Below are 13,170 nucleotides of genomic sequence, written 5' to 3' on the forward strand. Positions count from 1 at the left end.
TGTGGGTTACACAAAATGGCCTCACGACAAGAACTGGCGTCTATTTACAGACCACTGGCCCCACGCCAGGCCGAAGCCCTAACCCATCGCGCCCGTGGACTCTCCAATCGCGAGACGGCCCAAGCCATGCAGTGCTCAGTCACGAACGTAAGCAACCTGTTGACCGAGTGTTTTTTCAAACTCCACGCCCGCAACAGCACAGACGCAGTGGCCAAAGCGGTAAAGCACGGATTAATTCAATTCGCACTGCTCGCCTGCGTACTCAGCGGCATCGGTGCTGATGCGCAAGACCAATTACGCACCCGCTTCCAACGCCGCCCCACAGTTCGAACCATTCGCATCCGCAACAACCGGGAGGGAATCGCATGACCGCCACCGTGTTTGTACATCCAACGGCCATGAGCAAAAACCATATCCTCCAGCTTAAACGCCGCATCGATATCGCCAACATCGACCACAAAGCCCACATCCGTTTAGTGCAACCAAAACCCACTTTTGCACGGCCAACACAAAACAATAACTGGCCCCCATTTGGAGGTGATGCCGCATGAATACTTTCAGCCCAACCGTGAGTGTGGAAACCCTGCTCCGCGTTGCCAACGGATACTCCGGCGCAAGTGAAATAGCCGCACAGGTTTTGCTTTCAGCCTGGAATAGCAGTGATTTCGCAGTCCCCGTTGCCAGCCTCTCCCTGCTAGATGGCGACAACTACCAACACGCCCTCAACGTGATGAATCTGCGCTACCACGGCAGAGCACCGCAAAGCGTAATTGCAGACGGCGAGAAAAAATTCCACGCCCTCTACCGCGAATGGAACCACCTGGAAATACAGAGGAAGGAAGCAGCGTGAATCAAACCCAGCCGCTTCCGCAAATGCCTTGCCGCCAATGCGGGAAACCCGCAGAACCAGCATTTAACGGGCAATTGCAACTACGCGGCTGGAGCTGCCAACCCTGTCGATACTGGGAACCCGCCATCGGCAGAGAAAGAAAGTTCAAAAAAACAACGGGGTTAAGCCATGAGTGAATTTAGCCGGATTTTAGAACTTTACGAAGAGCTAGTACGCACAGTACAGCTACAACAAATCCAAATAAATCAACTGCGCAAATTCGCAGCTCAACAAGCTCAAACCCCACAAATAAAACCAAAAAAACAGGAGGCAGCGTGAACCAGACAAAACCCTATTCCGTCACCCAGGCCGCCCGAATGCTGGGAATGGGCAGGAATAATCTGCTGAAGCTTCTGCGCAACAATGGCTTTTTATACAGCCGTGAACCCATGCGTAATTCACCCACAAAGTGGGCTCTAGAACAAAAACTCTTAAAACAAAAAGAAAGTGAATATCAAGTAGGACCAGTAAAAGTGCAGCACATCACCGCACTTGTTACCACTAAAGGCATGGCCTGGATACGTGACATCGTTGAACAAAATGCGGCACCTAAAGCCAGCTAAAAATTTAACCGCGCCCAGGCGCATCAGTCAGCTGTAACAGTTAGGGCTGCCGGTATGGAGCCCAATTTTAAAAAAACTTGGAGCATCCCATGAGCACAAACGTCACCCAGCTTTTCGCCGACTTAGACGGCGGAGTATTTTTAGAGAAACTAGCCCACACCCTCAGCGATGTAGCCGGTGCAGTCACCGACCACGAGAAAAAAGGTGAGGTAAACATCAACCTGAAAATGTCCAAAATCCAGAATAGCGATCAGGTTCAAATTGAACACACCGTCAAGTTCAAAAAACCAACTATGCGCGGCTCTATTGTTCAGGATGATGCCACTTCTACCCCGATGTATGTCGGCAGCAAAGGCGCCCTGAGTTTCTACCCTGAGAAGCAGCCACCACTGTTTGACCAAGATAGTAAAGGCAACGTCGCCAAACTTAAAAGCAACGGCTAAGCCTTAAACACTCAACTCATTTCAAACCCAATCAAGAAAAGAAGGATTTATCGATGACTATGGATCGAAGTGCAATTCAGGAAATTAAGGAATCACAAACTACCGCAGAGTTGGCGTCTGTGATTGAGCAGGCCAAGCTTTCCACTCCAGCAATGGCAGCCCCAAAAGATTTCCAGATTCTAAATCTGGAAAAATATCAGCAGGGCCGCACACGCTATCGCGGGAAAATGGAAACTACATCTCTAGAAGATTTCGAGCAATACTGCATGGACTTCGGTAATGAGAGTGCCAAATGTTTTGTCGATCCCGAAAGCATGACCGCACAAACCATTTTCAATTTGGGAACCACCCAAGAACCCGGCCACGCCGACTTCTCTGCAAAACTTCGCCTGATTAGAACCGCTGAATATAGAGCGCTATTACAACTTAATGGCGATAGATGTTCACAAAAAGCCATGGCGGAATTTATGGAGGATTACGCCGAAAACATCCTCTGCTATACCTCCGATGGGGAGCCGATCAACACCAGCACAGCCATTGCCGCCGTGCGCCGCCTCACTATCGAATCCTCACGCAAAGAGGATCACTCCGTTGATGACTTTAAATCTAGCCGCAGTGCCTTGGAAAATATCGAAGCCCGCAGTGAAGAGGTTCTCCCGGCCGGGTTTAAATTTGAATGTATCCCCTACAACGGCTTGGAATCCCGCCACTTTGATCTGCGCCTATCCATCCTTACCGGCGGAGACGCTCCACGCCTTACGGCCCGCATTAAACGACTAGAAGCCATACAGGAAGCCATGGGCCGAGAACTACAGCAATCCCTCAGCTCAGTGCTGGTTCAATCCCAAATGAAAACTTATATCGGTGATTTCGCCGCGTAGTTTAGGACTGTCCACAATAGCCAACCGGGCCGCAGGTACTGGGCCCCAATACAGGACCAAGATCCAATGAAACCATACGCCCTATTTTACGGCGCCTACAACCTTGAGATGGGTGGCGTAATAGATTTCAAGCAGTCATACCAAACAGAAAAAGAAGCCTTTGAAGTGGCAACACAAATTGCCAAAAACGCTATTTTCACCAGCTGGGTTCAGATATTCGACAAGAAAACAGACACAGCAAAGATTTACAGCGTGGTGGATGGAAAGTTGAAAGAACGGAAAGATAAGACTTGCCCTTCAGGGTTATTCGAAACCGCCCAGCCCCTGACCTGCTGAAAATTAAATACTGACCCAAGCCCGCCCAGTGCGGGCTAAGTGGGTAGAAAAGCATAGTGAGAGTATCTAGCAATGAACACCACTGAATTCAACAGCCAATACCCACCCGGCACCCCCGTAATTTATGTTGATGATTTTGGCAAAGAAACACGTACACACACTCGATCAATTGCTTGGGATGTATGCGGCACCCCGGTTGTAAAAATTGAAGACAAAGCTGGTGGAGTTGCGCTTGAAAGAATAAAAATCCAAGCGCGGCAATTAGCAGAGGAAAGCTCCAGTGTCCAAGCGTAAACCCCGCAAACCCATGAGCAAGCAGGCCCAACACGCCCGTCTGGTAAACCGCTGGGTGCCCGGCTTGGTCCTCACCGCCCGCAGCAGCACCGGCCTGGATACAGATGGCGACCCCATTCTGGCTATCAGCCATCGACGCCAAAGCGGCGCTGTTGGTGATATAGCCCGAGCCAAGCTGCAGCACGAAATCCTCAACTGGCAACACCACTGGCTGGTAACGGTTTTTGTCGAGTGCAAAACCCCAGAGGGCGAATTCTATACGGACTCCACCGAGTTCAAATCACGCGGAGTCCGCCTAAACGACTTGGCCGAACTGGTGCGCCCAGAGCTAGACAATATCCAAAACCAAGCCAACCCCAACCACTACAAAGACCACGGCTGGCAGGCGGAGATTCTGCCGAATCGAAAACAGGAGAAAGGGAGAGCAGCATAATGCTGCGAACTATCAGCTAAAGGTCGCCCTAAACCAAGGTAAAGAAGACAAGGTATAAATAATGAGCGATTTGGAACAAGTTGTTAACACAATCACCGCTGCGCTCCGGGGAGCCAGTCCAAGGCTTTGGACCAGCGAAGATATAGCCAGCTACCTGAGCTGTAGTGAGGCGACAGTATACAGGCTGTCCGCAAGGCCTCATTTTCCTGAGCCAGTCAAAATTAAGGGGCTGAATGGCCGCAGGTGGGTCTCTGAAGAGGTGCTAGAGTGGGCCAAAAAGCAAAGGGCCTCCAGGATCAGTGGTCCGGGACGCCCTCGTGTTATTGGATAATCAGAAAGCATCGCTCTTAGCCCCTAGTCAATCTAAGCGCGATGCAATTTCTGTTGCAGTGGCGTTATAGTAAATCATCAATGAACGCGGGTCTCTGTGCCCTACCATCCGTGCAAGGTCTAGCACTTCAAGCTTTTGCGCCAATCGTGTTAGGGCCTCATGTCTAGTATCGTGAAAGCGTAAATCTTCAATCTCTGCATCTATCCGCGCTCGCCGAAACAGCACGCTCGCAACATCGCGGCCCACTTTCAGGAGTTTCCCCTCCCTGTCGGCAACCAATCGGAATAACTCAACAGCCCTGCGGGAGAGTGGCACCTGCCTCTTATCACCATTCTTCGATATTTGTATCGTGACAAAACGCCCCCTTAAGTTTAAGTCGGCACTGGTCAGCGCCAGTATCTCACCGAGCCTCATCGCAGTCTCAAGGGCGACCAGAAAAGCCCAAGCGATTTCCTGGTACGTTGACTGTGGTGCAACCCCCCTCCAATTTAGGGCTCTACAGATACGCTCTATCTCATCTTCACTTATCCGGCGGTCTCTTGGGCGGGGATCTTTGGGGCGCTCCAGGCCTTGTATTGGGTGGTGGTCCAACAGATGCCATTCTCGAAGTGCATAACGGCATACAGCGCCCAGTAAGTTAATCTCACGATTCACCGAACCGGGAGATACAAAAGTCAGCCGACGGTCCCTAAATTCAGCGAAATTCTGTGTCTTAAGCTCCGATAGCGGGGTCTGCGATATTGGATCGGATAGAAGTTTATTAAGCCTGACAATCTCCCACCTTGCACCGGCCCTCCCCGGGGAAACTGTCTCGGAAAAACGCTTCATTAGGTCACCAAATGTACCCGCCTGGGGCTTTCCGAATTCTCCCTGCCTTATCTGGTATTCCGTATCCTGCGCCCACTGCTGAGCTTGCCTTTTAGTATCAAAGGACGCTCCAACAGAATGGCCTTGGAGTCTTACCTGGGCGCGCCATGCTTTACCACGCCGGGTAAATGTTGCCACTACTATCCCCTATCCTTGGTGCAAATTTGGTGCACTATTTTGCACCCATTCGCAAACCGCTGACAATCACTAAGGATAAGTAAAGTAAATATTTCTTTTAAAATCAATAATTTGCAAGGGATGGAGGCTGGGTGAATCTCTCTGCAAAATTGTGAAAATGTCCGGCCCCGGGCACCACACATTTTGTTAGAATCAAAAAACGAAATATCTCTTGGCACAAATTTTGTGCACCCCTTCAGAACCTCTAAACTCTTTCTCAAAACTTAAGGTAGAGAGAGTAGAAATCGTTTTCTTGATTCAAAAGTGCTCCTACTCCCCTAATCACTCTATTTAAATTCAGCCCGCCCTTATAATCCCAGCTGTAAAATAGTCAAGCCCCTAGACATCAATACCACCTAGGTTAATGGTTCGTCGATCCCACAAGGTGGTAAGGCACTTGACTGAAGTAAGCTTTAAGGAACCATGGGCCAGATTTTCAAACTACCATAATTTGCCTGATAGATTTCAGCTATCTTTTTTGCCAGCCGGCATCCCTTGCTCCCGAAAAATAGGGGAGCTACGCTACTTCTTAGCATTGTATACAGCAGAAATAAATGCGGACTCTGTCTCCCCACCCATGATTTACAAAGAGTGAAAAGAGGTAATTGCCTAAATTTTCAATAGGGTGATGGGCTCAGCCTAAGAGATTCTTTAATCTGAGTTGACTCTTGCTAAACAAACCTCAGCCGACACTTTCCGCCCATCGCCAGGAGAAGTCATTCACGGGCGACCCAGATTAACTCTTACAATAGCATTTTCTCACCACGCGCTTATCGCCCCAGCTTGCTTACGGTCATCATTGCTCAACATTACCCCGTTGAGATACTCACATACTGCACCTGTAGTTAATAGAGAAGCCCTCAAACCCCTTAGTTGCTAGCTTTCTGGGGAATCGCAGCCTAAGAAAAAAGCCTATTTTATTCTGTGTATATCGATGAGTTAGTCATGAGCCTTGAACATATTTTATCCTCTTAAATTACCACCAGAAATCATCCTGGACTGACCTGATACCGGGCCATTTATAATCATACTCAATTAAATTTTCGATCATCGCGCTGTTATTTCTGGGAGACTCTTAAAAATCAAATGTCCCCCCTTCTAACCAATGAGCCACGTGATCACTAGAAAAGTTGATAGCGGTCATGATGGCCACTTTCCATTTGTCTCTACAGTACCAAGTAGCTGCAGCCTATTAATTTAGCTGCAGGAAGAAGCTAGTTGGCGTATATTTGCAAATGAAATAATAGTCGTTGTGATAAGGTCACAATGTAACTGTCAGACCAACAACATATGGAATCTTAATGTCCCAAAGCAAAGCCCTTTTAGTTATCGATGTTCAAAACGCTCTTTGTCACGGTAAAGGAGCTACATATAATGCACTTGGGGTAATCGATAACATCAATCTAGTTGCGTCGCGAGCAAGACAGGCTGGTGCCCCGGTCATTTATATTCAGCATGATACTGAGTCAGATGCTTTAAGGTATCAAACAGAGAGCTGGCAACTTCCAAAAGAGCTAGAGAACTCAGACTCAGATATTTACGTAAGAAAGCAGGCCTCAGACTCTTTCAAGGACACCGATCTCAAAGACCACCTGGATAGATTAGATATTCAGGAGCTAATTATATGCGGCATGCAAAGTGAGTTTTGCGTAGATAGTACGTTAAGGTGTGCCCTATCGCTTGGCTACACTGTCACCGTCATAGCGGATGGCCACACAACTGTCGGTAACGATATTATTCCTGCAAATACGATATCCAAGCATCATAACTGCACTTGGGAGAATATTACCAGCTATAGCGCAAGAGCAACTGCAATCAAAGCCAATGAGATCGTACTATGAGAGGCCTAATAGATTTAGACAAACGGACAAATTACTCTGCCTTTGGCTCCGTAATTTGCCATTGCTAGAGACGTTAGGGGCCCATAAGGAAATATCGATGTCAGAAGTAGTTACAATCAATTACATCGTGTCTAGAGGTAATGAAGCTGGAACGGTACTTGAACCGCATAAACATAAGTGCGGTAGATATGTTGCCAGCATGTCTCGCTTTAAAAAAGACTACGTTCGAGTTGAATCACTCCGGGAACTCGCCATTTTGTCTCAGCACGGTTTTAGTGTTCGCATGAGTAGCCCAGATTCAGAGAATCACCGAGCTCCAAGCCTCATATCACCAGACTCATTAAAAATTGTCTATAGCGAGGTCGCTGCTAGCGCCTAACAAACCGCCACAATCGCTCCCGATGGATGCTGGGACAGCCAAAACGCTGCGCTTATTTTTCCACCCCTATACGAGGCATTATACGCAAGGAGATAAAGTGCGATTTTTAAGATTTTTCATCTTCATTTTCTTCTATCCAGCCACATTGCATGCAATAGAAGGTATTTCAGTTTACACAAAAGTCCATCCTCAGCTATCTTCTGTAATAAATTTAGAAAACGAGCTATCTATAGAATTCGGGGTGATCCCTGGAGCTATTTTCGGGCAGCCTCTTAACAGTCCACTGTGGCTTGTAAAAATTGATGATTCAAAAAGCGTAGCCTGGCCCACGAAACGAGAAAAACATGAATTTTTGCCTTTCATAGCGAAACTCGCTAAACCAAACGAAAACTCTAATTTAAGTATTAAGCCTGCTGACACACAATTGGCGAGAATAAGTATTTACGGTTATTTCAGCAAAACAAAACAGAACGTGGAGGCTAGTGCACTTTCTGAAAGCGGCAATTACCTTATGCTGGTGTATTTCGATAGGCCTTGCACCCTTTCTGGATTTGTGAATCTCAACAATAAAAAAGTCAAGCACTCAATCAATATTGAATCTTCTGGATTTCATTGGATTGAAGTTACTATCGGCGAAAAAGAGGACTCACTTTCTGTATATTCGCCGCACAAAAATGTAGTTTTAAATATCGGCAGCTAAACGTACAACCAGTGGTTATATCTTTTCATCTTCGCTATTCAAAGCCAATATCTAGTGAAACACTTATCCATAAAGCTAATGCTATACCACCCCTTAAGTTACTTCCCTCTGCAAATCTCCCCATAGAGTCGTATAGGCAGGCGATGTAAACACCTGACGTATCTTCCACTTTTTCTAGATACCCTCGGCCCCTAAAAACAAATTCCCGCGCCTAAACTTTTCATTAATCCAGTCCATCGCCTGCATGATCTCCCCTTCCCTGCCCCATTGCCCCGACTCAGGGCACGGGGGATTATTACTTCTAGCCCGGCTGCTGCTTTCATAAAGCGGCAGCCGGGAGGCTATCAATCCGCAATGGTTTCTCTTACCAGCCGCACGATCACCCCGTCGCATCGGTGGAGTATGGGGTCTGCACTACGGCGCTGCGACTGTAGTAATTGGGCTCATGGGGTAAGGCATGTAGGAATACATGTAAGACTGTAAACCTCCACTTTGGCACCTAATACCCGCAGGATAGCCATTACTCTGTGGGAGATATGGCCATTCAGAGTAATTTCTAGAGAAGGTCGCACCAGATGAATGTGCAACCAGCACGGAACTCAGGAAGTACATCAAGTTATTAAATATTGAGATTTTTTTGCTTAGCATCAAAGTTGCGTTATGAGATAGTTGCTATAGATCTATAGAAATATGACGCAAAATATATCAATTTTTGTAACTCATTAATTTTATTTCCTTTTATTTTGATAGAGCCAAAATCAATGGGAAAAGTGAATTACAAAAGGTTGAACCTCTTTACGAATATCTTATTATGCGATGACATTCATTTGATGCGACACCTATCATGCATATCTCTCAGTTCTCAACAGGCTGTGGTGCGCTCGTGGAAGGCATACAGCTAGCTAATTTATCTAGTACCGAGCTAAGCGACCTACGCCAAGCTTTCGCTGATCATGGCGTGCTATTTTTTCGCAACCAGTCTCTATCCCCTGAGGAGCACCTGACCTTTGCCCGCCGCTGGGGCGAAATTGTCATCAATAAGTTTTTTACCCACACTCAGGAATATCCAGGCATCGCTGAAGTACGCAAGGAGAAAGATCAGGAAACCAATGTAGGCGGTGGATGGCATACTGATCATTCTTATGATCAGGAACCAGCCCTCGGCTCGATTCTGGTTGCCAGAGAATTACCCAAATCCGGAGGCGATACCCACTTCGCCAACCTACAAAAGGCGTACGAAAGTCTTTCCAATGGGCTAAAGCAAACACTGGAAACACTTAGGGCCGTACATTCCAATGTCCACGTATATGGTGAGGATGGTTACTACCAATCAACAGATTTGTCATCACAACTTGGGGGCGTCAACGAAGTTGGAGAAGCGATTCATCCGGTGGTAATCCAGCACCCCGATAACGGGCGCAAGATTCTCTATGTAAATCCAGGGTTCACACTGCGCTTTGAGGGATGGACACCTGAGGAAAGTAGACCTCTATTGAACTTCCTATTTGCCCACGTGCTCACTAATGGCTATACATGCCGCTTCAATTGGGAGCCGGGCTCAGTCGCATTTTGGGATAACCGCTCTACCTGGCATTCTGCCGAAAATGATTATCAGGGACAGTTCCGCCTAATGCACCGTATCACTCTTGCCGGAAGAGCATTAGAAGCTGTCTGACCAGAGTTTGGGGCGTCGCAGTTCACCGGTCAGTGAAAAGGTTCGGCTGCGCCCCAGGTAGCCTCCTCACACTGGCCGGGGCTTTAATCATCAACGGTTAAGTATGTGTCATTAGCGACTATTAAAAAAGGCAACTTCTAGACAAAGCTCGACCCCCGAGAAGTATCCAGTTACTCCACCTTCCTCTAGTGATTTCTCTACACACCTGGCCCTACCCTCTAACCGACTCTTATCTACTGGATTTGATTAGTGTCTTGCACCGCCGCTAAACTTAGATGAAAGCGAAAGGGTTCTTCTCATCTAATTTCGAACAGGTGGCTGAAACCAGCTGGTCAAAAAAATGCATAACGCAAGAGCGATAAAAAATATGACTATTGATTCTGTTTGGAAAGAATATCGTTCAGCCCTGCGAGCTTTTCTCAGCTCAAAGGTTTCATCTGCCGATGCAATTGATGATCTGCTCCAAGAGATCCTGATAAAGATTCACAGGAATCTCCATACAGTAAGGGATCAAAAAAGTATCAAATCTTGGCTATTTCAGATAGCCAACAGGACAGTTATTGATTTCTACCGTGAAAATGGAAGGCTCAAGGAAGTAGAACTCGAAGACAACTTGTTGTTACCTGAAGAGGATTCAGAAACGCAGCGTAGGTTATCAGCCTGTATAGAGCCTTTTGTTAACGCGCTCCCACAGGAGTCAGCTGCTCTACTAAAGGCTATTGAACTGGAAGGTCAGTCACAAAAATCTTATGCGACAGAGCATAAAATCCCCTACTCCACCTTAAAATCCAGAGTACAAAAAGGTAGAAGCCAACTGCGCAAACTATTTGAGGACTGCTGCCATTTCACTCACGACAGCCATGGAACAGTGATCGATTATGTGCCGAAATCAAAACACCATAAAAATTGTTAAATAGTTTCGTCTTTTTCAAAAAGCCTCCGTCATATAAATACAAACCAATGACGAGGACGAATTATGATCAAGGTTGTCAGCTTTAAAATATGCCCTTTTGTTCAGCGAGTAACCGCCCTTCTTGAAGCAAAAGAGATTCCCTATGAAATTGAATACATTAGCTTGAATGATAAACCTCAGTGGTTCCTGGATATCTCGCCCACTGGCCAGGTACCAGTTCTGATCACCGATTCTGGGGAGGCCCTCTTTGAGTCCGATGCGATTGTTGAGTACTTAAATGAAATAGCCCCACCTCTAGAGTCAGGGCTCACTCCAGAACAACGTGCGCGCGACCGAGCCTGGAGTTACCAGGCAGCAAAGAACTATTTGCTACAGTGCTCTGCTCAACGTAGTAAAGATGAGCAAACACTGGCTGAGCGCAGCGAAAAACTGAGCAAAGTTTTTGAGCGAGCTGAAAAGGCTTTAGGACAGGGGCCATATTTTAAAGGCGCGACGCTAAGTAATGTCGATATTGCCTGGCTACCACTTCTTCACCGAGCTGCCATTATCAAAGCACGTTCCGGGTACGACTTCATTGTCGACTACCCAAAAGTAAAGGCATGGCAAACTGCCATTCTGAATACTGGATTGCCAGAAAAATCAGTACCTGAAGATTTTGAAAAGCTCTTTACAGATTTCTACCTATCAGAAAATACTTTTCTTGGAGGTAACAAGGCAAGCACCCACAATCTAGATAACTCTTGCGCCAATGGGAGTTGCTGCTAATTTTCTCTACCGCACGCCCCTTGAAAGAGGGGCGTACTAAGAGAAAGCGTCTCAATTTACCCAGCACAAACATACTACATAACTCGAATAAATCATTAGTCCTTGTCATTTTATTCACTGCAACTACTTCGGAGCTCATAGTAGTCAACAAGTCAAAGCAACCCTATTTACCCTTGATGTTACAATGTTATGCGAGATCAGATATTTCTAGATGTCTGGATTAATATCTAGATGAAGTTAAATTGTTAGGAGATTGTCAGGCTCGGAACAAATGGATAGTGATTCACATGCCCTTCAAGAATCACCATCTCCCGAATACATCCCAATAACTCTGATCCAGTTCTTACAGGTTGGAATGACAACTCTCTCTCGAATAACCTCAGAAAGTAAATTTCAATCCCCTTGGGGTAAGTTCTTCAGGAAAAAGTCTCGCATATTTTCACCCATGACCTTTCGAATTTCCTCTTCAGTGAACCCTTGACTTAGCATTTCTGCGGTCAAAATCCCCAAATCACCAGCATCAAAAGAAACTTCAACAGTGCCATCATAATCTGAACCAAGGGCAACATGATCAACCCCTAATAGATCTATGGCATAGCGGATTGTTTTAACAATATTGTGAGGGCTATTATCACATACCGCTTCTTCCCAAAATCCAATGCCGATCAAGCCCCCTTGATCGGCAATCTCCTTCATTAGGTCATCGCTAATATTCCGCGGTGAATCACACATACCTTTCAGGCCAGTATGAGAAATAATTACAGGCCTTTTGGTCAGAGCCAACACATCCCTCACAACAGGCTCTGAGGAGTGGGCTACGTCGATAACAATTGAACGTTTATCCATCTCCTGCACAGCTGACCGACCAAACTCTGTTAAACCAGCCCCACTTTGCCCATGCAAAGATCCACCCAGTTCATTGTCAAAAAAGTGCTGTAATCCCATCACTCGAAAACCGGCCTCATAAAGGCGGTCAATATTGGATAACTCACCCTCTAATGGGTGGGCCCCTTCAATACCAAGAATTGCTGCGAGGGTGCTAGCGCCTTGTTGCCGGGCCTGGAGGACTTGCCTCAGATCTTCCGCATTACGCACAATGCGAAATTTCTCGGGAGAAGATTCCTGTAGCTTAGTGGCCCTTTCAGAGTGAAAAAGTGCCCGCTCCAACAAGCTATTCCATGTTCGCGGCGGCCAACCTTGAGCAATTGCCAGTAAGGTTATATTGTCACCAGCACTAGCAGAGTTTTCATTTAAGTTCATGCCCCGGGGAGACTTAGTGACAGAGGTAAAAACCTGCATTCCCAAATTACCACGCCGTGCCCTGGGTAGATCCAGATGGCCATAGTTTACCTCCTTTGACAAATCACGAGACCAGAGGAAGCTATCTGCATGCAAATCACCAACAATGAGTGATCTATGCAAAGCTTCAGCTTGTTCGGGAATTTTAGGGGGCTCACCAACACTAATCTTGTTTAAACTTCGCTCAATTCCTGGCAGCAAAAGCCATTTCCAGCTCGCGAACAATATTAATGCCACTGCTGTCAAACTTATAAGCCAAGTCTTCATTATGATTTCCTGATGCCAGTAGTCTTGTACACGATTGGGGTTATAACCTGAGACGTTGCGGCATGTCAGGAGCCAGCTAGGTTTGGAAACACTCAACGATCAATTAAAAATCAATAC

General features: G+C 46.7%; 19 protein-coding genes. 16 read left to right on the plus strand and 3 right to left on the minus strand.

Translation table 11 applies throughout. From position 1 onward, the window contains the following. Nucleotides 1-15 precede the first annotated feature (15 nt). The 11 genes from ACJJI0_RS05500 to ACJJI0_RS21945 all read left to right on the plus strand — a co-directional run bounded on the left by ACJJI0_RS05500 (nt 16) and on the right by ACJJI0_RS21945 (nt 4,170). Nucleotides 16-369: a response regulator transcription factor gene (locus tag ACJJI0_RS05500; protein WP_444885027.1), complete on the plus strand. Its 354-nt coding sequence runs from the start codon at nt 16-18 to the stop codon at nt 367-369. Continuing rightward, the gene (locus ACJJI0_RS05505; RefSeq protein WP_444885028.1) at nt 366-551 is read left to right on the plus strand and encodes a hypothetical protein; all 186 of its coding nucleotides are present in this window, start codon (nt 366-368) and stop codon (nt 549-551) included. The genes ACJJI0_RS05500 and ACJJI0_RS05505 overlap by 4 nt, the downstream gene beginning before the upstream one ends. Beyond that, nucleotides 548-850, plus strand: coding sequence for a DUF7673 family protein (locus ACJJI0_RS05510; protein WP_444885029.1), 303 nt, complete (start codon nt 548-550; stop codon nt 848-850). Before ACJJI0_RS05505 ends, ACJJI0_RS05510 begins: the two co-directional genes overlap by 4 nt. Before the next feature lie 168 nt (nt 851-1,018). Beyond that, nucleotides 1,019-1,168, plus strand: coding sequence for a hypothetical protein (locus ACJJI0_RS05515; RefSeq protein WP_444885030.1), 150 nt, complete (start codon nt 1,019-1,021; stop codon nt 1,166-1,168). Further along, complete coding sequence (locus ACJJI0_RS05520; protein ID WP_444885031.1) at nt 1,165-1,452, plus strand: phage antirepressor KilAC domain-containing protein; 288 nt, start codon at nt 1,165-1,167, stop codon at nt 1,450-1,452. Before ACJJI0_RS05515 ends, ACJJI0_RS05520 begins: the two co-directional genes overlap by 4 nt. Before the next feature lie 89 nt (nt 1,453-1,541). Continuing rightward, nucleotides 1,542-1,895: a YfdP family phage-associated protein gene (locus ACJJI0_RS05525; protein WP_444885032.1), complete on the plus strand. Its 354-nt coding sequence runs from the start codon at nt 1,542-1,544 to the stop codon at nt 1,893-1,895. 53 nt (nt 1,896-1,948) lie between these two features. Further along, nucleotides 1,949-2,776 carry a DUF2303 family protein gene (locus ACJJI0_RS05530; RefSeq protein ID WP_444885033.1) on the plus strand — a complete coding sequence of 276 codons (828 nt, stop codon included), beginning with the start codon at nt 1,949-1,951 and terminating at the stop codon, nt 2,774-2,776. 66 nt (nt 2,777-2,842) lie between these two features. After that, nucleotides 2,843-3,112, plus strand: a complete 270-nt coding sequence (locus ACJJI0_RS05535) for a hypothetical protein (protein WP_444885034.1) — start codon at nt 2,843-2,845, stop codon at nt 3,110-3,112. A gap of 72 nt (nt 3,113-3,184) precedes the next feature. Further along, on the plus strand, nt 3,185-3,406 hold the full coding sequence (locus ACJJI0_RS05540) for a hypothetical protein (protein WP_444885035.1): 222 nt from the start codon (nt 3,185-3,187) through the stop codon (nt 3,404-3,406). Next, complete coding sequence (locus tag ACJJI0_RS05545) at nt 3,393-3,839, plus strand: hypothetical protein (protein ID WP_444885036.1); 447 nt, start codon at nt 3,393-3,395, stop codon at nt 3,837-3,839. Before ACJJI0_RS05540 ends, ACJJI0_RS05545 begins: the two co-directional genes overlap by 14 nt. Nucleotides 3,840-3,900: 61 nt before the next feature. Then, nucleotides 3,901-4,170 carry a helix-turn-helix transcriptional regulator gene (locus ACJJI0_RS21945; protein ID WP_507021906.1) on the plus strand — a complete coding sequence of 90 codons (270 nt, stop codon included), beginning with the start codon at nt 3,901-3,903 and terminating at the stop codon, nt 4,168-4,170. Between the two features lie 27 nt (nt 4,171-4,197). Here ACJJI0_RS21945 and ACJJI0_RS05550 read toward each other — a convergent pair whose 3' ends face one another. Then, nucleotides 4,198-5,175 carry a tyrosine-type recombinase/integrase gene (locus tag ACJJI0_RS05550; RefSeq protein ID WP_444885037.1) on the minus strand — a complete coding sequence of 326 codons (978 nt, stop codon included), beginning with the start codon at nt 5,173-5,175 and terminating at the stop codon, nt 4,198-4,200. Nucleotides 5,176-6,515: 1,340 nt separating this feature from the next. Here ACJJI0_RS05550 and ACJJI0_RS05555 point away from each other — a divergent pair. Both ACJJI0_RS05555 and ACJJI0_RS05560 read left to right on the plus strand, forming a co-directional pair. Continuing rightward, nucleotides 6,516-7,055 carry a cysteine hydrolase family protein gene (locus ACJJI0_RS05555; RefSeq protein WP_444885038.1) on the plus strand — a complete coding sequence of 180 codons (540 nt, stop codon included), beginning with the start codon at nt 6,516-6,518 and terminating at the stop codon, nt 7,053-7,055. A gap of 476 nt (nt 7,056-7,531) precedes the next feature. Beyond that, nucleotides 7,532-8,134 (plus strand): hypothetical protein, encoded by a 603-nt coding sequence (locus tag ACJJI0_RS05560; RefSeq protein ID WP_444885039.1) that lies wholly within the window; start codon nt 7,532-7,534, stop codon nt 8,132-8,134. Nucleotides 8,135-8,227: 93 nt separating this feature from the next. Here ACJJI0_RS05560 and ACJJI0_RS05565 read toward each other — a convergent pair whose 3' ends face one another. Beyond that, nucleotides 8,228-8,287 (minus strand): hypothetical protein, encoded by a 60-nt coding sequence (locus ACJJI0_RS05565; RefSeq protein WP_444885913.1) that lies wholly within the window; start codon nt 8,285-8,287, stop codon nt 8,228-8,230. A 691-nt stretch (nt 8,288-8,978) separates the two neighbouring features. On the opposite strand from ACJJI0_RS05565, the gene ACJJI0_RS05570 reads away from it, so the two are divergent. The 3 genes from ACJJI0_RS05570 to ACJJI0_RS05580 all read left to right on the plus strand — a co-directional run bounded on the left by ACJJI0_RS05570 (nt 8,979) and on the right by ACJJI0_RS05580 (nt 11,487). Next, nucleotides 8,979-9,809, plus strand: coding sequence for a TauD/TfdA dioxygenase family protein (locus tag ACJJI0_RS05570; protein ID WP_444885040.1), 831 nt, complete (start codon nt 8,979-8,981; stop codon nt 9,807-9,809). Between the two features lie 340 nt (nt 9,810-10,149). Then, nucleotides 10,150-10,722, plus strand: a complete 573-nt coding sequence (sigZ, locus tag ACJJI0_RS05575) for an RNA polymerase sigma factor SigZ (RefSeq protein ID WP_444885041.1) — start codon at nt 10,150-10,152, stop codon at nt 10,720-10,722. Between the two features lie 63 nt (nt 10,723-10,785). Next, a complete protein-coding gene (locus tag ACJJI0_RS05580; protein ID WP_444885042.1) occupies nt 10,786-11,487 on the plus strand; it encodes a glutathione S-transferase family protein in 702 nt (233 codons plus the stop codon). Between the two features lie 393 nt (nt 11,488-11,880). On the opposite strand, the gene ACJJI0_RS05585 is transcribed toward ACJJI0_RS05580, so the two are convergent. Then, complete coding sequence (locus ACJJI0_RS05585) at nt 11,881-13,053, minus strand: dipeptidase (RefSeq protein WP_444885043.1); 1,173 nt, start codon at nt 13,051-13,053, stop codon at nt 11,881-11,883. Nucleotides 13,054-13,170 lie beyond the last annotated feature (117 nt).

The organism is Microbulbifer mixtoriginis (SeqCode) (assembly GCF_052466695.1).